General features: G+C 38.4%; 22 protein-coding genes. 16 read left to right on the top strand and 6 right to left on the bottom strand.

The features are described from left to right. Positions 1 to 33 precede the first annotated feature (33 nt). Complete coding sequence (locus C7Y47_RS04195) at positions 34 to 477, top strand: CidA/LrgA family protein (protein WP_255504993.1); 444 nt, start codon at positions 34 to 36, stop codon at positions 475 to 477. Then, positions 470 to 1,147, top strand: coding sequence for an LrgB family protein (locus tag C7Y47_RS04190; protein WP_142507603.1), 678 nt, complete (start codon positions 470 to 472; stop codon positions 1,145 to 1,147). The genes C7Y47_RS04195 and C7Y47_RS04190 overlap by 8 nt, the downstream gene beginning before the upstream one ends. Before the next feature lie 39 nt (positions 1,148 to 1,186). Here C7Y47_RS04190 and C7Y47_RS04185 read toward each other — a convergent pair whose 3' ends face one another. Next, positions 1,187 to 1,783, bottom strand: coding sequence for a class I SAM-dependent methyltransferase (locus C7Y47_RS04185; RefSeq protein ID WP_142507602.1), 597 nt, complete (start codon positions 1,781 to 1,783; stop codon positions 1,187 to 1,189). A 241-nt stretch (positions 1,784 to 2,024) separates the two neighbouring features. Here C7Y47_RS04185 and C7Y47_RS04180 point away from each other — a divergent pair, with 241 nt between their 5' ends. After that, positions 2,025 to 2,372 carry a helix-turn-helix transcriptional regulator gene (locus C7Y47_RS04180; protein WP_142507601.1) on the top strand — a complete coding sequence of 116 codons (348 nt, stop codon included), beginning with the start codon at positions 2,025 to 2,027 and terminating at the stop codon, positions 2,370 to 2,372. Between the two features lie 41 nt (positions 2,373 to 2,413). On the opposite strand, the gene C7Y47_RS04175 is transcribed toward C7Y47_RS04180, so the two are convergent. Further along, positions 2,414 to 3,883, bottom strand: a complete 1,470-nt coding sequence (locus C7Y47_RS04175; RefSeq protein WP_142507600.1) for an aminotransferase class I/II-fold pyridoxal phosphate-dependent enzyme — start codon at positions 3,881 to 3,883, stop codon at positions 2,414 to 2,416. Between the two features lie 151 nt (positions 3,884 to 4,034). Between C7Y47_RS04175 and C7Y47_RS04170 the strand changes: the two genes are divergently transcribed. From C7Y47_RS04170 to C7Y47_RS04160, 3 genes are all read left to right on the top strand, one after another. Next, a complete protein-coding gene (locus C7Y47_RS04170; RefSeq protein ID WP_142507599.1) occupies positions 4,035 to 4,991 on the top strand; it encodes an NAD(P)H-dependent flavin oxidoreductase in 957 nt (318 codons plus the stop codon). A 52-nt stretch (positions 4,992 to 5,043) separates the two neighbouring features. After that, positions 5,044 to 5,316 carry a zinc ribbon domain-containing protein gene (locus C7Y47_RS04165; RefSeq protein WP_221887663.1) on the top strand — a complete coding sequence of 91 codons (273 nt, stop codon included), beginning with the start codon at positions 5,044 to 5,046 and terminating at the stop codon, positions 5,314 to 5,316. A 232-nt stretch (positions 5,317 to 5,548) separates the two neighbouring features. Further along, positions 5,549 to 5,836, top strand: coding sequence for a UPF0223 family protein (locus C7Y47_RS04160; protein WP_142507598.1), 288 nt, complete (start codon positions 5,549 to 5,551; stop codon positions 5,834 to 5,836). Positions 5,837 to 6,649: 813 nt separating this feature from the next. Here C7Y47_RS04160 and C7Y47_RS04155 read toward each other — a convergent pair. After that, entirely contained in the window at positions 6,650 to 7,276 is a 627-nt protein-coding gene (locus C7Y47_RS04155) for a YktB family protein (RefSeq protein ID WP_142507597.1), read from the bottom strand. 123 nt (positions 7,277 to 7,399) lie between these two features. Here C7Y47_RS04155 and C7Y47_RS04150 point away from each other — a divergent pair, with 123 nt between their 5' ends. Both C7Y47_RS04150 and C7Y47_RS04145 read left to right on the top strand, forming a co-directional pair. After that, entirely contained in the window at positions 7,400 to 7,597 is a 198-nt protein-coding gene (locus C7Y47_RS04150) for a hypothetical protein (protein WP_132357656.1), read from the top strand. Positions 7,598 to 7,877: 280 nt separating this feature from the next. After that, positions 7,878 to 8,672, top strand: a complete 795-nt coding sequence (locus tag C7Y47_RS04145; RefSeq protein WP_142507596.1) for an inositol monophosphatase family protein — start codon at positions 7,878 to 7,880, stop codon at positions 8,670 to 8,672. Between the two features lie 44 nt (positions 8,673 to 8,716). Here C7Y47_RS04145 and C7Y47_RS04140 read toward each other — a convergent pair whose 3' ends face one another. Next, positions 8,717 to 8,902 (bottom strand): DUF5325 family protein, encoded by a 186-nt coding sequence (locus C7Y47_RS04140; RefSeq protein WP_142507595.1) that lies wholly within the window; start codon positions 8,900 to 8,902, stop codon positions 8,717 to 8,719. A 138-nt stretch (positions 8,903 to 9,040) separates the two neighbouring features. Between C7Y47_RS04140 and typA the strand changes: the two genes are divergently transcribed. From typA to C7Y47_RS04115, 5 genes are all read left to right on the top strand, one after another. Next, complete coding sequence (gene typA / locus C7Y47_RS04135; protein WP_142507594.1) at positions 9,041 to 10,885, top strand: translational GTPase TypA; 1,845 nt, start codon at positions 9,041 to 9,043, stop codon at positions 10,883 to 10,885. A 30-nt stretch (positions 10,886 to 10,915) separates the two neighbouring features. After that, on the top strand, positions 10,916 to 11,314 hold the full coding sequence (locus C7Y47_RS04130; RefSeq protein ID WP_142507593.1) for a YlaH-like family protein: 399 nt from the start codon (positions 10,916 to 10,918) through the stop codon (positions 11,312 to 11,314). Between the two features lie 404 nt (positions 11,315 to 11,718). Beyond that, entirely contained in the window at positions 11,719 to 12,711 is a 993-nt protein-coding gene (locus C7Y47_RS04125) for an ABC transporter substrate-binding protein (RefSeq protein WP_142507592.1), read from the top strand. 1 nt (position 12,712) lies between these two features. After that, a complete protein-coding gene (locus C7Y47_RS04120; protein ID WP_142507591.1) occupies positions 12,713 to 13,480 on the top strand; it encodes an ABC transporter ATP-binding protein in 768 nt (255 codons plus the stop codon). Beyond that, positions 13,473 to 14,267: an ABC transporter permease gene (locus tag C7Y47_RS04115; protein ID WP_142507590.1), complete on the top strand. Its 795-nt coding sequence runs from the start codon at positions 13,473 to 13,475 to the stop codon at positions 14,265 to 14,267. Before C7Y47_RS04120 ends, C7Y47_RS04115 begins: the two co-directional genes overlap by 8 nt. Before the next feature lie 49 nt (positions 14,268 to 14,316). Here C7Y47_RS04115 and C7Y47_RS04110 read toward each other — a convergent pair whose 3' ends face one another. Together C7Y47_RS04110 and C7Y47_RS04105 are read right to left on the bottom strand one after the other, a co-directional pair. Next, positions 14,317 to 14,520 carry a YlaI family protein gene (locus C7Y47_RS04110; protein WP_053483434.1) on the bottom strand — a complete coding sequence of 68 codons (204 nt, stop codon included), beginning with the start codon at positions 14,518 to 14,520 and terminating at the stop codon, positions 14,317 to 14,319. 11 nt (positions 14,521 to 14,531) lie between these two features. Beyond that, on the bottom strand, positions 14,532 to 15,032 hold the full coding sequence (locus C7Y47_RS04105; RefSeq protein ID WP_142507589.1) for a peptidyl-prolyl cis-trans isomerase: 501 nt from the start codon (positions 15,030 to 15,032) through the stop codon (positions 14,532 to 14,534). A 182-nt stretch (positions 15,033 to 15,214) separates the two neighbouring features. Between C7Y47_RS04105 and C7Y47_RS04100 the strand changes: the two genes are divergently transcribed. From C7Y47_RS04100 to pyc, 3 genes are read left to right on the top strand one after another with little or no spacing between them, the layout of a single operon-like run. Further along, positions 15,215 to 15,496 carry a YlaN family protein gene (locus tag C7Y47_RS04100; protein WP_053483432.1) on the top strand — a complete coding sequence of 94 codons (282 nt, stop codon included), beginning with the start codon at positions 15,215 to 15,217 and terminating at the stop codon, positions 15,494 to 15,496. Positions 15,497 to 15,556: 60 nt separating this feature from the next. Beyond that, on the top strand, positions 15,557 to 16,738 hold the full coding sequence (locus tag C7Y47_RS04095; RefSeq protein WP_142507588.1) for an FtsW/RodA/SpoVE family cell cycle protein: 1,182 nt from the start codon (positions 15,557 to 15,559) through the stop codon (positions 16,736 to 16,738). Between the two features lie 12 nt (positions 16,739 to 16,750). Further along, on the top strand, positions 16,751 to 20,185 hold the full coding sequence (gene pyc, locus C7Y47_RS04090; RefSeq protein WP_142507587.1) for a pyruvate carboxylase: 3,435 nt from the start codon (positions 16,751 to 16,753) through the stop codon (positions 20,183 to 20,185). The last annotated feature ends 312 nt before the right edge of the window (positions 20,186 to 20,497 follow it).

The following is a 20,497-nucleotide window of genomic DNA, read 5'->3' as shown; positions in this document are numbered from 1 at the left end:
GAATGAACGTTATAGGGGGTGAAATGTGGCGAAATGTTGAACGAAAATTTTGCTTCGACGTTAAAGAGAGTTGTTCGTATTATTGTTCAGATTGGGATACTCAATATTTTTTATTACATGGGTGTCGGTATTGTGGCTTTACTACATGTACCTCTTCCAGGAAGTGTAATTGGATTACTATTACTAGCACTTTCACTCAATTTCAAAATAATTAAAGTAGAATACATTCAAGATGGAGCCGGTTTCTTAATTGGCGTGTTAACCTTGTTTTTTATTCCTGCAACAGTAGGAGTGATTGACTACCCTGAACTTTTTTCAACAACTGGCCTCTTGATTATTCTAGCCGTTATAGCAAGTACGCTAATCTCTATTTATGTTACAGGATTACTTAGTCAAATGGTTGAGAAAAAAGAGCTGGCTAAAAAAGAAACAGAAGCCGTTGTAGAAGAAGGAGAGGGGGAATTAACGGTTGATTGAAATTATTGTTGTCGCTGGCACCGTTGTTTTATTCGTTTTATTTACAAAACTTTATCAACGTTACCCACATCCTTTAATGATTCCACTAGTGACGACAACGATCGTCAGTGCTGTTATATTATTAATCTTTAATATTCCATATTCTACTTATATGGAGGGAGGGCAATGGCTTCAAAAAATGCTAGGTCCAGCAGTTGTAGCTCTAGCTTATCCTCTATATAATCAACGTAAGATCATTATGAAATATAAGTATGCTATTTTGTCAGGTATTTTTATCGCTATGATTACAGGCTTAGCAACAATATTTGTTATGCTGAAATGGATTGGTGTCAATAAAAGCTGGCTGCTGACAGCCTTACCTAAATCATTAACGACACCTGTAGGTATGCAGGTGAGTGAGACCATTGGCGGTATTCCACCATTAACGGCTGTACTCGTAATGCTAGCAGGGTTTGTAGGCGCTATTATTGGACCTTTAGTCATTAAATACGGCAAAATTGAATCAGCCGTTAGTAGAGGTGTTGCAGTAGGTAGTGCTTCACATGGCGTTGGGCTTGTTAAATTAAGAGAATACGGAGAACAAGAATTATCAGTAGGCTCACTATCAATGGCCTTAACGGCAATTGTAGGCGCATTTTTATGTCCGCTATTTGTTTATTTGTTTTTGTGAAAAAAAGCTATATACAGATATAAACTGTATATAGTCTTTTTAATTTTTTTCGATAATAAATTGAATGGTATGAGCAAGTCCTGTGTGGAGTATACCTTCATTTCGCATTTGTTCACCTGTGGAAAAATGGATAATCTTATAAGGTTGACACCATTTTAGAACATCTAAAGGGTCATATAAAAAATCAAGTTGTCTTGGGCCACCAGACGCGTAAGATAGTTGATAAATTGAATAAAGTTCCATCATAATACGACCACCAGATTTTACTGAGTTTACAATCCGCTTAAACACTTCTTGTTGCTGCTCGGCTTGGGAATGTCCAAACACCATAATAGCAGCATCAAACTTTTCTACTGGTAGTTCATCTTGCAGTAAGTCAGTAAGCTTTGTGTGAACCGAAACATTATGTTTTTCTGCGAGTTGTTTTGTTTTTTCAAGACCGCTTTCCGCATAATCAAAGGCAGTTACTGTATGCCCCTGTAAAGCTAAAAATACAGCATTTCGACCTTCACCTTCGGCATATGCAGCCACATTTTGATAATCTTTTAAATAGTGTACATAGTTTTCTATAAATGCATTTGGCTTCTCACCATAAACATATTCGATCGTTTTGAAACGTTGATTCCATGTGTTCATCCCATCACTCCTTTAACTTCTTTCAGCGGGTGTCCAAACATCCGTACCTGTCACTACGCTTTCGGCACAAAAGATATCTGCTGAAATATAATTGTAAGTGAAATATGCTCTAGAATCGAATTTTTTGCTTAGTTCATGGAAGCAACTATGCGTTGCGAATTAGCAAATAACAACTTCTAGAATAAAGTGTAATAATCCATTATTATTTGATCAAAATCCGATAAGTTGGAGGTGAAGTTCAATGAATTTAGAAAACCGTTTAAAGGAATTAAGAGAACAACATAAGTATACCCAAGATGATGTCGCAAGTTTTTTAAATATTTCAAGACAATCCGTTTCGAAATGGGAGTTAGGAAAGGGCTATCCTGATATTGATAATTTAAGAAGGTTAAGTGATTTATATAAAATTTCTTTAGATCAGCTTATTACAGGGGAAGAAAAATATCATAAACTAGAAGCCTCAGCCCCAGTTTCAGCTCCTGATACAAATAAGTCCGATCACAAAACTGTTGGTGATTTTTTGTGGAGGTATTGGTGGCTTGTTTTCCCTATATTTGGTATGGTCTCTTCTTGGTTTTATTATCATTAATAATTGACAAAAAGCTACCCCATTCTGAGGTAGCTTTACTATTAAATAATAGGTTTGCGTTCTTTAATGACGCGAATTGTTTTTAATGTAGTATCTTCTGGTCCTTGTACTGGTAAACCAGCTTCAATATTCATTTGAATATAACGAATATTTTCTAGAGTAATTATTTCCCCGGGAATAAAAATCGGAATACCTGGGGGATATACCATAACGAATTCGGCGCAAATACAATTATCCGCTTCTGCAAGTGGAACAACTTCAGTATCTGCATAAAATGCATCACGCGGTGACATAGCAAGTGCAGGGATTTCTGGAACATTGACCATTGTTTCAGTAATTGCAGCTTCTGAATCGAATGCTTTTGACATACGACTAAGTGCATTGATTAGAAGATTGATGTCCTTTTTCGTATCACCTAATGTCACTAAACATAAAATATTGTATAGATCTGATAATTCTACTTCAATATTTGCATTGTGACGAAGCCACTCTTCAGCTTGATGACCTGAGATACCTAAATCTTTAACGCTTATTAATAGCTTTAAAGGATCCATATCATAAGTTGCTGATGAATTTAATTTTTCTTTACCAGCACATTTTAAATGTGGAATTTGGTTAATACGTTTACGTGCATCTTTGGCCAAGCGAAGTGCATCCCCAATTAAATCATAACCATGGATCGCTAGCTGACGTCTTGCTGTGTCAAGGGAAGCGAGTAATGGATAGGATGTCGATGTTGTTGTAAGCATCGACAGTATAGCTTGTACACGTTTGGCAGAAACAAGTCCTTCACGAACATTTAAAATAGACGTTTGAGTCATAGAACCACCAAGCTTATGTACGCTGGTTGCGGCCATATCAGCTCCAGCTTCCATTGCAGAGTACGGAAGATCATCATGAAATTTAATGTGTACACCATGTGCTTCATCGACAACTACCGGAGTATTGCGACTATGGACTATTTCGACAATCCGCTTTAAGTCTGCAGAGAAGCCGAAGTACGTTGGATTAATAACAAGAACTGCCTTTGTATCTGGATAAGCATTTAATGCTTTTTCAACAGCTTCAGGCGATATTCCATGAGAAATACCATACTCACTATCTACTTCGGGATGAATAAAAATCGGGATTGCTCCAGCGAAAACAATCGCCGACATAATGGATTTATGAACATTCCGCGGTACTAGAATTTTATCACCTGGACCGACAACGGTCAGAATCATCGCCATGATGGCGCCACTAGTACCTTGAACGGAAAAGAATGTATGATCAGCACCAAAGGCTTGGGCAGCAAGTGCTTGCGCTTCTTTAATGGCGCCCTTCGGTGAATGTAAATCGTCTAGTGGAGCAATATTAATTAAATCAATTGATAAAACGTTGTCGCCGACGAATTCTCGGAACGCAGGGTCCATACCTTGCCCTTTCTTATGGCCTGGAATATGGAACTGAATTGGGTGTCTGTTCCGATGTTTGAGTAATACGTCGAACAATGGAGTCTCTAATTGTGACAACGCAGGTACCACCTCACTTTATAATATGTAAGAAAACAAATGAATTATAGCACCTAATTGCAAGAAAAAATAGACTTTACAGAAAAAAATAAAATAAAAAGGATATTTTGATAATTTCGAGAAAATAGTATCGAAGGAAAGGGGAGATATTATGAATTGGAATTCACGTGTGACGGAGCTTTTAAATATTAAATACCCAATTATTCAAGGAGGATTAGCCTATTTAGCATATGCTGATTTAGCAGCGGCGGTATCAAATGCTGGGGGGTTAGGGCAAATAACAGCTATGAGTTTAAGAGATCCTGACTTATTGCGCGCAGAGATCCATAAAGTAAGAACATTAACGGATAAACCGTTTGGTGTAAATTTTGCAATTGGTATGTATGGCACTGGTTATGAGGATATGGTGCGTGTTGCAGTGGAAGAAAAAGTACCAGTTGTTACAATGACTGGAGGAAATCCTGCACCTATTTTTGATATTTTGAAAGGAACGGATATTAAAAAATTAGTACTAGTTGCTGCACGTAGACAAGCTCAAAAGGCGGAAGAACTAGGCGCAGATGCTGTTATGGTTGTTGGGCAAGAGGGTGGAGGTCACCTTGGTCGCGATGATATTGGAACAATGGTACTTGTGCCACAGGTTGTAGATAGTGTGAAAATACCTGTTATTGCCTCGGGCGGAATTGGTGATGGACGTGGCTGGATGGCAGCTCATGCACTAGGAGCAGAGGGAATTGAAATGGGTACGCGTTTTATAGCGACAAAAGAATGTGTTGATGCTTCTGAGGCTTATAAAGAAGCCTTAATTGCAAGTACCGAGGCAGATACGACTGTTATAAAACGCTCTATAGGTGCACCAGCAAGAGCGTTGAGCAGTGAATTTACGCAAAAGATTTTAGAAATTGAGCGCACTACACCTACGTATGAGGCATTAAAAGATTATATTAGCGGGAAAGCAAATAAACGTTTTATTTATGATGGTGAAAAAGACGAAGGGATTGGCTGGGCTGGACAAGTTACAGGAATGATTCATGATATTCCAACAGTCGAGGAGCTAATCACCCGAATGCTTGCAGAAGCAGAAAGTATTCGGGTAAAATGGGCTTAACGTCATCCGAGCCAATCATTTATATCAATGTTCTAATGAGATTGTGAAAACCATGGAATATTTAAATGTAAAAGGTATGATGAAAAATATACATCTGGCGAAGGCGGTAGCCAGGCAAAAGCTATATGAATTCAATACAATAGTAAAAAATACGGAATTGAATTTGTTGAAGCCGACAGATCGTTTCCGTATCAAAACTTGTTGTAGTTGTGGACAAATCAAAACCGATTTGAAACTAAAAGGCAGATTATATATCTGCTCTTGTAGATTAAAATTGGATAGAGATTTGAACGTAAGCTTTAACTTAGCAAATTACTTAATCTAAGGAATTCAACTGAACTAACTTTAGATGTGTACGCAACGATACTGCGGAATTTATGCCTTTGGAGAGTCATACTAAATGGCAGTAGCTTTATGCGAAACCAGACTCCGAGAATAAGGAAGACACAAATACGGAAGTCGGAAGAAATAAGTCGTGTCACAGTAGAGATGTCTACATTTTTTAGAAATGTAGATGTTTTTCGTATCGGGTCAGTAATATAAAGGTGGTTTGTCTAATGGAATACTCTTATCCGTTTTCAACTGATTGGTCAACTGAGGAAATTGTAGATGTTGTCCGATTTTTTGAAGGAATTGAACAAGCTTATGAAAAAGGCATTAAGCGTGAAGTAATGATGGTGAAATATCGTCGTTTTAAAGAAATTGTTCCTTCACAGGCCGAGGAAAAATCAATTTTCCGTGAGTTTGAAGAAGCAAGTGGCTATGTCAGTTACCCTGTTGTGAAACAAGCGAAAGAAGGAACTGATGGTACGATTATTAAAGTTGCCCCGAAGCAACGTCGATAAAAAATGAGGCTAGGACAAAACTGGTCAAAACCTTAAAAAGCGCGAGAAATCAATTTTAGCAACGTTGATTTCTCGCGCTTTTCTAATGAGAAATTTTTAACATTTTTCTTTAAAAATATACTTATGCCCTAACCGCTTCATAGTGTTAAAAAACAACAAGCTTTCGTGAAGCGGTTGATTGGAGTGGGATGAGCATGAATGTGGACGCGAGAAATACTCACGTCCACTTTACACTATGTCTGTGTTAAAAATTAGCTTATTTCATATACTACATAAACAAAATAAAAAAATTCCTAATTTTTAAAAAGTAGGAAAAAAGGTTCATCACCAAAAGTTGTGGATGACTTTTGTTAAAACGTCTACTATTAAATAGTTGGTTGGAGTGGGGACTGGGCGACTTCTCGGGGATCAGCGATAGAGGAACGAAGGCTAAAAGCATTATATCCTGTGATAACGCCTTCGTGACCAACATCGTGTTGGCCCGAGACCCTGCAGCGCAGCGGATGTTTTCTGTGCGAAAGCGAAGCGGCAGCAACAAATGTTTTCTGTAGCGAAAGCGAAGCGTCAGCTACAAATGTTCTTTTTGTGCGAAAGCGAAGCGGCAGCAACAAAGCGCCCAGTCGGAACGGAAATCAACCACACGTTTTGGTGATGATCCAAAAAAATAATTTCCCCATACCCTCATCCACAAATAATCTTCAAACAAATTTTCATTTGCTAGGAATAATAACGAAAATTTTCCACAATATATAAATATCGTTGAAAACTGTTTTAGTTATTATTTACAAAGCTTAAAGCACAATCCGTCAAACTTTATTTTCCAACAATGATGTTATAAATAGGGAGTAAACGGCTAAAGGTTTCTTCCGTTAATTGATGAAGTTGGCTAGCTGACAGCTTGACAGCTTGATCTTTTGGAATATGACGACCTACTAAAAATTCTCCTTTTTTAACATCACGTAAACGGATAAGTAATTCCTCTAGCTTGTCTTCCTTTGCATCTTGCAAGGAGCTTGCTGCTGGAGACATGTGATCTCCAGAGACAATGAAATCATCAGGAAGCTGCTGTAGCATTGCTTTGTTGGCAATTAAACGTTCTGCCATCACATTTTTTTGTGGAGCTTCATAAATAATAGCTAAGACGATGAATAAATGTGTGCTCCAAAGTCCAATCTGAAAGTGAGGTAATGATTTATAACCTCTTTTGTACGGAGCGAATGCAACCCAGCTATCATTTGGGGGATTTACTGTTCTACGCGCATGCTTCGCAACATGAGGATAAAATTCTTCCCCAAGATGACTTGAAAAGAAGGAAGAAAAATCCTCTCCAAGCAATTGGAATTTTGGTCGTACACATTCATTTAAAGCATCCATTCTCTGTTCTAGCCCGTCTATTTGAAAAACATTAAAGTCTTTGTTAGTCCACTTTATTTTCGGCATTTTTATGAACTCCTTTCGATTTATAAGGTTTATTTTATAAGAAAAATGGGAAAAAATCTTATAACAAGCATTTTATCGAATGTGATAAGTTTTTGTGAAAAATAAAAAAAGGAAGTGATTTTTATGAAACCAATCGTAAAAATTATACGTAAAGTCGACATTGAAAAGCAATATGAACACATTTTGCAATTAGAATTAGATTATGAATTAGCCTCGCTATTCTCGGCAATGAATGAAAAAAATGAATTTGAAATTGAAAAAAGTAAAAAGCGTCTGGTTGAAATACAGCTGGAACTTGAAAGCTTGCACGCCTATGCGTAATGAGAATTATATACCGATTTGAAAAATCACTTGCTGAATATTCCGACAGCAGGTGATTTTTATTGCTATAAAGGGTAAAATAGACAATATATCATAATGCAAAGTTATATTTTTAGGGAAGAATTATTAACAAAAAAGTATTTTAACTTCTTCAGTGGGTGTCCAAACATCTGTACCTGTCGCTACGCTTTCGGTACAAAAGACATCCGCTGACATAGAGGAACTAGTGATGTAGGCTAAAAGCATAGGGCCTTTTCTTATAATCGAAGGGTGGGTTTTTATGGATTTACAACAAATTGATCAATTTGCGAAAAGTATTATATATGAAGCGGGTAGCCGTATTCGAGAGGCCTTTTCGTACAATCTAGTTATCGAGACAAAATCAAGCGCAAACGACCTTGTCACAAATATTGACCGAGAAACAGAATTATTCTTTATCGAAAAAATACGAGGTTTCAATCCAACCCATAAAATTTTAGGGGAAGAGGGAATGGGAGAGAAAGTAGAGTCGTTAGAAGGTGTTGTATGGATTATTGATCCAATCGATGGCACGATGAATTTTGTGAAACAACATCGTCATTTTATGATTTCTATCGGTATTTTTGTTAATGGGGTAGGCAAGCTTGGTTACATATTTGATGTCATGCGTGAAGATTTATTTTATGCTATTGCAGGTGAAGGGGCATGGTACAATGACTCACCATTACGTAAATTGCAGTCAGTCAAAATAGAAGAATCGGTCATTGGTATAAATGCTCACTGGGTAGCACCAAATCGACATATTCACAATGAAAAAGTAATTGAAATGGTTAGGAAAGTACGTGGTACGAGGTCATATGGTTCAGCTGCCATGGAAATAGCGTTTGTTGTCAGTGGTAAATTAGATGCTTATGTGTCTATGCGACTATCGCCGTGGGATATTGCTGGAGGTACGATTATCGCTAAGGAAGTTGGTGCTATTACCACTAATTTACATGGAGAAGGCTTTGATTTCTTGCATCAGGATACGTTTATTATTGCCAATCCTTCTATCCACAAAGAGTTATTAGAAAAATATATTGTGCCTTATGAATAATAAAAAGAGCCATGTCTATTTTTTAGACAGGCTCCTTTGTGCTATTAAAGTAGTCCTTGCTCACGCAGTTTACGTTTCATTTTAAAGGCTGTCATGAAGATGACACAAGTAGCCACAATGCCTGCTATTATACCTAACCAACTACTAGCTGCCACTGAATATCCGATAGAACACATTGCTAAAACAGCCGCTAATGCGTAAACGGCCATTACGAATTTTGCACGATTCATAGCCGAGCCTCCTATATAAAAAATTTATAATGCAAATATATTTTTTAGAATGAGGAAAATTCTAATAAGGACATTTCTATCCTTCTTGTGCTATAATATCACAGTTAAACATTCGAAAAAAGAATATGGAGTGGAATAATGACAAACTTACGTCAAGATCTTCGCAATATCGCAATTATCGCACACGTTGACCATGGTAAAACTACTTTAGTCGACCAATTATTAAAACAATCGGGTACATTCCGTTCAAACGAACGTGTTGAAGAACGTGCAATGGACTCTAACGATATTGAACGCGAACGTGGTATTACGATTTTAGCTAAAAATACAGCAGTAAACTATGAAGGAACTCGTATCAACATCCTTGATACGCCTGGACACGCTGACTTCGGTGGTGAGGTAGAACGTATTTTAAAAATGGTAGATGGCGTTGTACTAGTTGTCGATGCGTATGAGGGTTGTATGCCACAAACACGTTTTGTGTTGAAAAAAGCATTAGAACAACGTTTAACACCAATCGTTGTTGTTAATAAAGTAGACAAAGATTCAGCTCGTCCACTAGAAGTAGTAGATGAAGTACTTGAATTATTCATTGAACTAGGTGCAGATGAAGATCAATTAGACTTCCCTGTTGTCTATGCTTCAGGTGTAAATGGTACAGCTTCTTTAGACGCTGATCCATCTAAGCAAGAAGCGGATATGAAATGTCTATTTGAGAAAATTATCGAAGCTATTCCAGCACCAATTGATAACTCAGAAGAGCCATTACAATTCCAAGTAGCTTTACTTGACTATAACGACTTCGTTGGACGTATCGGTATTGGTCGTGTATTCCGCGGAACAATTTCTGTAGGTCAACAAGTATCTCTTATGAAGTTAGACGGAACAGTGAAAAACTTCCGTGTAACGAAAATCTTTGGTTTCTTCGGCTTAAAACGTGAAGAAGTTGAGACAGCAAAAGCTGGTGACTTAATCGCCGTTTCAGGTATGGAAGACATCAACGTTGGTGAAACAGTTTGCCCTGTTGAGCACCCAGACGCGCTAACGCCATTACGTATTGATGAGCCAACTTTACAAATGACTTTCTTAGTAAACAATTCTCCATTCGCAGGTCGTGAAGGGAAATGGGTTACTTCTCGTAAAGTAGAAGAGCGTTTACGTGCTCAATTACAAACAGACGTATCTTTACGTGTTGAAGATACTGATTCTCCAGATGCTTGGACAGTTTCAGGTCGTGGGGAGCTTCACTTATCTATCCTTATCGAAAACATGCGTCGTGAAGGCTTCGAATTACAAGTGTCAAAACCACAAGTAATCGTGCGTGAAATCGACGGCGTGAAATGTGAACCTTTCGAACGCGTTCAAATCGATGTGCCTGAAGAAAATGTTGGTTCAATTATTGAATCAATTGGTACACGTAAAGGTGAAATGCTTGATATGGTGAACAACGGCAGTGGTCAAGTTCGTTTAACGTTCTTAGTACCAGCTCGTGGATTAATCGGTTATACAACTGAATTCATGTCGATGACAAAAGGTTTCGGTATTATCAACCATACGTTCGATTGCTATCAACCATTAATACCAGGAAAAATTGGTGGCCGTCACCAAGGTGTACTAGTTTCAATGGAAACTGGTAAATCAACTACTTATGGTATGATGCAAATTGAAGACCGTGGTACACTGTTCTTGGAGCCAGGTACAGATATTTACGAAGGTATGATCGTTGGAGAAAATACTCGTGACGCTGATATCACTGTAAACATCACAAAAATGAAACAAAAAACAAACATCCGTTCAGCAAACAAAGACCAAACGAATGTTATTAAAAAGCCACGTATTTTATCACTAGAAGAAGCGCTTGAATACTTAGGTGATGACGAGTACTTAGAAATCACACCAGAATCTATTCGCCTTCGTAAACAAATTCTAGATAAAAACGAACGTGAGAAAGCAGCGAAAAAATTAAAAAACGCTGATAAATAATTTTTTGCTGCCACGAAAGGAAGATGAGTCTTGGATATTAAGTCCGCTTTATTAGGTGAACTAAATGTTATTCAAGTTGCTGCACAAACAAACGTAGAGGAAACAGCTGAAGCCTATAAAAAAATGGCAGGGATAACGCGTTTTTTATATCAAAACTTACCGAACTATGATATGGCAGGCTATGTTCTGTTTGCTCTAGTGTTTTTGCTCTCTGCACTTGTTTATAAACTAGGCTTTGCAAAGAAATTAAAACTATCACAAAATATAGTTATTTATATTTTCCTGTTTTTAGGGTGTATTATATTAACATTTTTTGCATTATATCTTCCGATGGTAGAAGGGCTCATTGTAGCAGCGTTAATCTTGATCATCTATAAAACACGTTTATGGCGTGAAAAAAGAGAAGAGCAACAAGCTACAAATCAGTGAAATAACTTTACCTTAATAGAAACAGCCTTAGCTTTGAATAGCTAAGGCTGTTTTCTTTTGGTTCATCACCAAAAGTTGTGGGTGACTTTTGTTAAATCGTATACTGTGCAAATAGTTGATTGTAGTGGAGACTGAGCGACTCCTCGGGGATCAGCGATAGAGGAACGAAGGCTAAAAGCATCACATCCTGTGATAACGCCTTCGTGACCAACATCGTGTTGGCTCGAGACCCAGCAGCGCAGCGGATGTTTTCTGTGCGAAAGCGTAGCGACAGCAACAAAGCGAATAGAACATCATTCAAACATTGGGTATTTGAACAATTTTAAAATCTAGGCACCGAAATCTTCCGATATGAATAAGTTAATGTCGATAGGCTTATTTTCATCAATCAAGGAGGAAATGGAATGCGGTGGCTAAAAAAAGGTTTACTATTTAGTGTTATTGCTTTATTACTCCTTTCTTTGACGGCGTGTAATAAAACGGAGCTTGAAAAAGTCAAAGTTGGGGAAGTGACGCGCTCGATTTTCTATGCGCCGCAGTATGTAGCACTTGAAAAAGGGTACTTCAAGGATGAAGGGCTTTCCGTTGAGCTACAAACAATTGCAGGTGGCGATAAGACAATGACGGCGCTACTTTCTGATGGCATTGATATTGCCTTAGTTGGATCGGAGACTTCTATTTATGTTACGCTCCAAGGCGCCAATGACCCGATTCAAAATTTTGCGCAGTTAACACAAACAGATGGCACATTTTTAGTGGTACGTAACAAGATGGATAATTTTTCATGGGATCAGTTAAAAGGCTCTACATTTTTAGGTCAACGTAAAGGAGGGATGCCACAAATGGCTGGTGAGTTTGTCCTGAAAAAACATGGCATTGCCCCTACCAATGATTTAAAACTCATTCAAAACATTGATTATGCTAATATTTCTACAGCCTTTGCTTCTGGAACAGGGGACTATGTACAGCTATTTGAACCACAAGCTAGTATCTTTGAGAAAGAAGGTAAGGGTTACATTGTCGCTTCATTTGGTACTGAATCGGGGCAATTACCTTATACATCGTTTATGGCGAAAAGTAGCTATTTAAAAGACAATGCGAAGACAGTTCAAGGCTTTACAAATGCTTTGAAACGAGCACAGGATTTTGTGCAAAAAGCGAGTCCGGCCGAAATAGCGAAAATTATTCAGCCATATTTTGAAAATGTAGATGTAGGCTTAATTGAAACAGTGGTTGAGCGTTATAAATCACAAGGTTCCTATGCTACAGATCCTATTTTGGATAAGGGGGAATGGGATAACTTGCAAAAGATCATGGAGGAAGCAGGTGAACTTCCTCAACGGGTGGATTATGAAAAGCTTGTGAATACAACCTTTGCTAAAAAGGCAGCTGAGTAATATGGGTTTTTTAAAAGTAGAAAATATTCACCATAGCTATTTTTCGAAAACGCAGGCTAAGGATGTTTTACATGATATAAATTTGGATATTCGTGAAGGTGAGTTTGTTTCTTTTATAGGACCTAGCGGATGTGGGAAAACGACGTTATTATCAATTATTGCGGGCTTGTTTTCGTCAACAGAAGGTAAGGTATACATTGATGGTGAGGAATTTTCATCACACAATCAGTCTCTCATTGGTTACATGCTTCAGCAAGATTATTTATTCCCTTGGAAGACTATTGAAGAAAATGTCACGATTGGTTTGAAAATCATGGAGCGAAGCACTAAAACGCATAAAGTAACTGCAAATGCACTTTTGCGAGAAATTGGTTTACCGCATGTAGGGAATAATTATCCGAGAGAGTTATCGGGTGGCATGCGTCAACGAGTAGCGCTGGCAAGAACTTTAGCGGTGGACCCTAAAATTTTATTGCTAGATGAACCGTTTTCGGCACTTGATTATCAGTCTAAATTAAAACTGGAGGATTTGGTTGTTGAAACGTTAAAGGCCTATCAAAAAACTGCAGTTCTTGTAACGCATGATATTGGTGAAGCCATTGCGATGAGTGAACGGGTATTTCTATTCTCGGCAAATCCGGGTACATTGCATAGAGTTTTTGAAATACCTACTGAGTTACAAGAGCTTTCACCTTTTGATGTTCGACAGCATCCAACATATTCAGATATATTCCAAACTATTTGGAAGGAGCTGGAGAGTCTTGGATAATGCTTTATTTAAACAGTATCTGCAAATGTTAAAAAAAGAAAAGCGCTATGTTCGATTATATCAGCTTATCATCTTACTCGTATTTTTTTGTGGGTGGGAGCTTCTTTCAAGATTTGGATGGATTGACCGTTTAATTTTTAGTTCACCAACGCAGGTATGGCACACATTAGTAGAAAAAGTGAGCGATGGTACGTTAACATTGCACGTTGGTGTTACGTTAATGGAGACGGTCATTGGCTTTATTGCTGGTACATTAATAGGCACTTTAATAGCAATCGTATTGTGGTGGTCGCCGATGCTATCAAAGGTACTAGATCCGTATTTAGTTATTTTAAACGCCATGCCGAAAGTTGCCTTAGGACCAATTTTAATAGTCGCTCTTGGTCCGGGGTATTTTTCAATTATAGCGATGGGTGCGTTGATTTCAATCATTATTACAACCATCGTAGTTTATACAGCATTTAAAGGGGTAGATCCGAACTACAGCAAAGTATTACAAACTTTTGGGGCAACTAGATGGCAAATATTTAGGGAAGTCATTTTACCCGCTTCATTTCCAACGATTATTTCTACTTTGAAAGTAAATGTAGGACTTTCTTGGGTAGGTGTCATTGTAGGTGAATTTTTAGTTGCTTCAAAAGGGCTAGGTTATTTAATTATTTATGGCTTCCAAGTGTTTAATTTTAATCTTGTGCTTATGTCACTTCTCATCATCGCTTTTTTTGCGACGATTATGTATCAGGTTGTCGAGTTGATTGAGAAGGCGATTGTAAAAAATAATGGTTAGACGACAAAGGAGGTGTCTCAAATATAATGAACCACCTCCTTAGTTGCTGTTAAAATTCTTTATCCATTTGTGGTGAAGTACGATAAAAACGGAAATTTCCTGTTTCAATGCGTGCAACGGTATTTTCTTCAATACGATCATGGCAAGTACCGCACATATACGTATGAATTGGTCGATTACGTAATTTTTTTGCTAACGGTAAATTATCATCTAAATTGTTAATTGTATCGCAAATAACGCATTTTACGCGCATTGCATTCCCTCCTACTCAGCACGAATTGCTACTATATTTTTGATAGGGTTGTCTACATTTGAACCGTCTCTAAATAGCACATGAACAGGGCCATCTTCCGTTAATGGCTTGCCATCTTGGCTGTATTTTAAAATGAATGTGTAAGCTTCTTCAATTGAAAATGAATATTCTTTGCCATCTTCACATTCAATGACGATTGTTGTTGCTTCAGGTTTAATCTCAGCATTTTTCAAGAAGTGACTTAATTCAATCCCGAAAGTACCTGTTTCCATTCCTTTGCGGTCAAATTTTCGTTCTGATTTCAATGTTGGTGGAAAAGTAGCTCCTTCCATAATCTCACGCGACCAGTGAGCACCTACTTCACGCATATATTTAATATCCGAATCTTCCTCAACTTCTTTTGTATCGAAGTACGTTTTTAAATCTAATTTACGATCATCGAAAATCCAAACAGTGGGATCTAATGTTAGTTGGAATGTAACTGCGCCCTTGATAGGAATTATTGTTTCCATTATAGAAATCCTCCTCAAATCTTGTATATCCATGAAATAGTATAACGCTAATGACTAGAGATAATAAAGAAATATAATTCGATTTCTCTATTTTCCAATGTAGACACTTGCATTTTTAACGACTAAAAGATAAACTTTATTAAGATAGAATCGAAGAAATATCAGATAATGGGGGCGTCCTCATGGATACTAAATCACAAACTTCTTTTCAGGAGAAGGCTTTGGAGCTTTTAGTTGCTGATGCAGATAAAATTGCTCGCCTCATTCGAGTACAAATGGATCATTTAACAATGCCACAATGCCCTTTATATGAAGAAGTATTAGATACACAAATGTTCGGCCTTTCACGTGAAATTGACTTTGCTGTGAAGCTTGGACTCATTGATCGCGAAAAAGGCAAAGAAATTCTCGATTCACTCGAGAAAGAGCTTTCTGTACTACATGACGCGTATACAGACAAATAAAAAGAAAAAACTCAAACGCAATTTGCGATTTGAGTTTTTTTTCTAGAATGAGGTTTTCCGATGAAACAATACTTAAAACGTTATGCACAAAATTTTGATTACCCATTATTTTTTACTGTCCTATTGTTAAGTTTATTTGGATTAGTAATGATTTATAGCTCAAGTATGATGGTAGCAATTGCAATAAAAGGAAAGGCACCAGACTTTTTTTATCACAAGCAAGTAATCAATTTAACTGTAGCTTTTCTTGGATTTTTAGTAGCAGCATTTTTCCCTTATAAGCATTATGCAAATAAAAAAGTTATGTTGTTACTTACGGCTGTACTAGTTGTGCTATTTACTTGGGTAAAAGTTGCTGGTAATGATGAAATAGGAGTAGGATCCAAAAGTTGGATACAAATTCCCGGTCTAGGGAACTTTCAGCCTTCTGAATATGCGAAGCTATTTATAATTTTATATTTTGCTGCTGCTTTTTCTCGGAAAGGACAAAAATACACACTTGAAAAACTACAACCAACAGAAATATTTTATCCAATATTCCTCTGGATTCTTGTTGTTGCTGGTGTAGCATTTGAAACCGATTTGGGAGCGAGTATTATTCTTTGTGGCATTGCTGTTTGTGTAGTAGCAGCGAGTGGCATTCCCTTTAAAACGTTTTGGAAGTTTTTTGGGGTATTGGGCGCGTTTGGGGGAGCCATCTTTGGTATACTATTGCTGTTTAAAGGCAGCATGTTAACTGATAACCGTTTAGGCCGTATTAAATCATTTATAAACCCATTTAATTATGAAGATGGTAGTGGTCACCAAGTTGTCAATAGTTATTATGCAATTGGCGGAGGCGGTTTAGAAGGAAGGGGTCTCGGTCAGTCGATTCAAAAATTAGGGTATTTGCCTGAACCACAAACCGATTTTATTATGGCGATTATTATGGAGGAACTCGGAATTCGGGGAGTTCTAATCGTATTAGTTGGTTTAGGATTTATTGTATATAAAGGGTTTTCGATTGCGTTGCGCACGAAAGATCCACTAGCACGTATGATTACGGCAGGTATTGCGAGCTGGATTGGCTGGCAAACGTTTATCAATCTTGGGGGTGTAACTGGGTTAATCCCGTTAACCGGTGTAACGTTACCTTTTATTAGCTATGGCGGGACATCTATAATTATTCTATCTTTAGCGATGGGAATATTAATCAATGTTTCTATGTTTGAAAAGGTAGAAAGGAAAAAGACACAATCATAAAGGGGGATATCAATGGGGTCAATGAAAAAAATTCTCGTAGCCAATCGAGGAGAAATTGCAATTCGTATTTTCCGTGCATGTACGGAGTTGAATATCCGAACAGTAGCCATTTATTCGCGGGAGGATAGTGGTGCATTTCATCGCTTTAAAGCAGATGAGGCCTATTTAGTGGGGGCTGGCAAGAAACCAATTGATGCTTATCTAGATATTGAAGGCATTATTACAATTGCCAAAGATGCTAATGTTGATGCGATTCATCCGGGTTATGGTTTTTTATCAGAAAACGTAGAGTTTGCACGTCGATGTGAAGAAGAGGGGATTGTCTTCATTGGGCCGACTTCTCAGCATTTAGATATGTTTGGAGATAAGGTGAAGGCGCGTGAACAAGCAATTGCTGCAGGCATTCCTGTTATTCCTGGTACAGATGGTCCAGTAAATAATTTAGCAGAGGTAGAGGCTTTTGCTAGCGCATACAACTATCCAATTATGATTAAGGCAACATTAGGCGGCGGTGGTCGTGGAATGCGTCTTGTTCATACAGAAGAGGAGTTAGCTTCCTCCTATGAACGTGCAAAATCAGAGGCGAAGGCAGCATTTGGCTCTGATGATGTATATGTAGAAAAGGCTATTATTAAGCCAAAGCATATTGAAGTCCAAATTATAGGCGACCAACAAGGTAATATCATTCATTTATATGAACGTGATTGCTCGATTCAACGTCGTCATCAAAAGGTTGTTGAAATCGCACCATCTAATTCAATTTCGGAAGATTTAAGAAGCCGAATTTGCGATGCGGCGGTTCAATTAATGAAAAATGTCTCATACATAAATGCAGGGACAGTAGAGTTTTTAGTTGCAGGCGAGGATTTCTACTTCATCGAAGTTAACCCTCGTGTTCAAGTAGAGCATACGATTACTGAAATGATTACGGGTGTTGATATTGTGCACGCCCAAATTAAAGTAGCAGCAGGCTACGGACTGCATAGTGAGGAAATCCACATTCCACAACAGGCAGATGTTCCAATGATTGGCTATGCGATTCAAGCGCGTGTCACAACGGAAGACCCCGCTAATGACTTTATGCCAGATACGGGGAAGCTTATGGTATACCGTTCAAGCGGTGGCTTCGGCGTTCGATTAGATGCCGGAAATGGCTTCCAAGGGGCTGTAGTAACACCGTATTATGATTCATTGCTAGTGAAAATTTCAACGACAGGGATGACGTTTAAAGAAGCCGCAGCAAAAATGGATCGAAATTTAAAGGAGTTCCGTATTCGTGGGGTGAAAACGAATATCCCATTCTTAAATAATGTCGTGACGCACGAGAAATTTTTAACGGGAGCATTTGATACAAGCTTTATCGATACAACACCTGAGCTATTCAATTTCCCTGAGCGCAAAGACCGTGGGACAAAGCTCTTAAGCTATATTGGTAATGTGACATTAAATGGCTTCCCTGGAGTAGAGCAGAAGGCGAAACCAATTTTTGTACAGCCGAGCATCCCGAAAGTCGATAAACTAATCGTTCCTCCGGCGGGGACAAAGCAAATTTTAGATGCCCAAGGAGCAGACGGGCTAGTGAAATGGATTCTAGAGCAAGAGGATGTGCTATTAACGGATACAACTTTCCGAGATGCGCACCAATCACTTCTTGCGACACGTGTACGTTCACAGGATATGTTCGAAATTGCAGATGCAACAGCGCGTATGATGCATGATTTCTTCTCACTTGAAATGTGGGGAGGTGCGACGTTTGATGTGGCTTACCGTTTCTTAAAAGAAGATCCATGGGAGCGTCTTGCCAAGCTGCGCGAACAAGTTCCGAATGTGCTATTCCAAATGTTATTACGTGGTGCGAATGCAGTTGGTTACACAAACTATCCAGACAATTTAATTCGTGAATTTATCGCTGAATCAGCGGCATCAGGCATTGATGTTTTCCGTATTTTCGATAGCTTGAACTGGATTAAAGGAATGGAAGTAGCCATTGATGCTGCACGTCAATCAGGTAAAATTGCTGAAGCAGCGATCTGTTACACAGGAGATATTTTTGATGAAACAAGAGCAAAATATTCAGTTCAATACTACAAGGAAATGGCAAAGGAGTTAGAGGCAGCAGGTGCCCATATTTTAGCGATAAAAGATATGGCTGGATTATTGAAACCAGAGGCAGCATATCGTTTAATTTCTGAGTTAAAAGAGGCGACAAGTCTACCAATCCATTTGCATACGCATGATACAAGTGGTAATGGTATTTATTTATATGCCAAGGCGATCGAGGCAGGAGTGGATATCATTGATACAGCGCTCGGTTCGATGGCAGGTTTAACGTCCCAGCCAAGCGCCAACTCCTTGTACTATGCTATGAAGGGTAATATGCGTAACGTTCGTGCCGATATCGATGCGCTTGAAAAGTTATCGTACTATTGGGAAGATGTGCGTAAGTATTATAAGGATTTTGAAAGCGGCATGATTAGCCCACATTCTGAAATTTATGTCCACGAGATGCCTGGTGGTCAATACAGTAACTTGCAGCAACAGGCTAAAGCAGTTGGCCTAGGGGACAGATGGGAAGAAGTGAAGCACATGTATTCCCGTGTAAACCTTCTATTTGGCGATATTGTCAAAGTAACCCCATCATCGAAAGTAGTCGGTGATATGGCGTTATTTATGGTACAAAATGATTTAGATGAAAATTCTGTACTGACAAGAGGGCAAACTATCGACTTCCCAGATTCTGTGATTGAGTTCTTCCAGGGTTATTTAGGACAACCTCATGGTGGCTTCCCAGAGGCACTGCAAAAGGTTGTGTTAAAGGATCGTGAAGCAATTACAGTACGTCCTGGCGAGCTATTGGAGCCTGTGAATTTTGAGCAACTAGAGGCGGTACTAGAGGGAAAATTAAATCGTGCCGTGACGAAACAGGATGTGCTAGCGTTTGCTTTGTATCCAAAAGTGTTTGAAGAGTATGCAAAAACTGTGAACTCCTTCGGCAATATTTCGGTATTAGATACGCCAACATTCCTATATGGGTTAAAACTAGGCGAAGAAATTGAAGTCGAGATCGAAAAAGGAAAAACACTGATAATTAAACTTGTTTCCATTGGTGAACCACAGCACGATGGTACGCGTGTTATTTACTTTGAGCTAAACGGTCAATCCCGTGAATTAGTGATTCAAGATATGACTGTCGAAGTAGATGGTAGCTTGGCATTAAAAGCTGATCCAAGTAATCCAAATCAAATTGGCGCAACGATGCCAGGTACGGTCTTAAAGGTAGTCGTATCGAAAGGAAGCCATGTAAAACGTGGGGATCACTTATTAATTACTGAAGCAATGAAAATGGAAACGACCGTCCAAGCACCGAAAGATGGCATTGTGAAAGAAGTATACGCAAGTGCGGGCGACGCCATTTCAACAGGTGATTTGTTAATTGAAATTGAATAATTGATAAAATAGAAGGTTATTAGATGGCTTTTATAGCATACTAATAACCTTTTTTGTTTTGCTATTTTGGTTCATTATCAAAATGTAGGGTTGATTTCCTGAGGGCGTCGGGGCAACAACTGCGTTTTGTCTGTGCTTAAAGCGAAGCGACAGGATGTTGGTTACTAAGGCGTTATCACAGGTGATAGTTGTAGCCTTCTCTATTGGCTCGCTCTAATCAACCTATCCCCGTGGCATACTTAACATAATATCATCCAACTTTTTAGTTTTATCGGAACACTTTCAGGAATTATCGTCCAACTTTTGAATTTT

Source organism: Lysinibacillus sphaericus, from assembly GCF_006864135.1.
Classification (GTDB): domain Bacteria; phylum Bacillota; class Bacilli; order Bacillales_A; family Planococcaceae; genus Lysinibacillus.
Note: the sequence above shows the minus strand (reverse complement) of the source record. Positions and strands in the feature narration are given on the sequence as shown.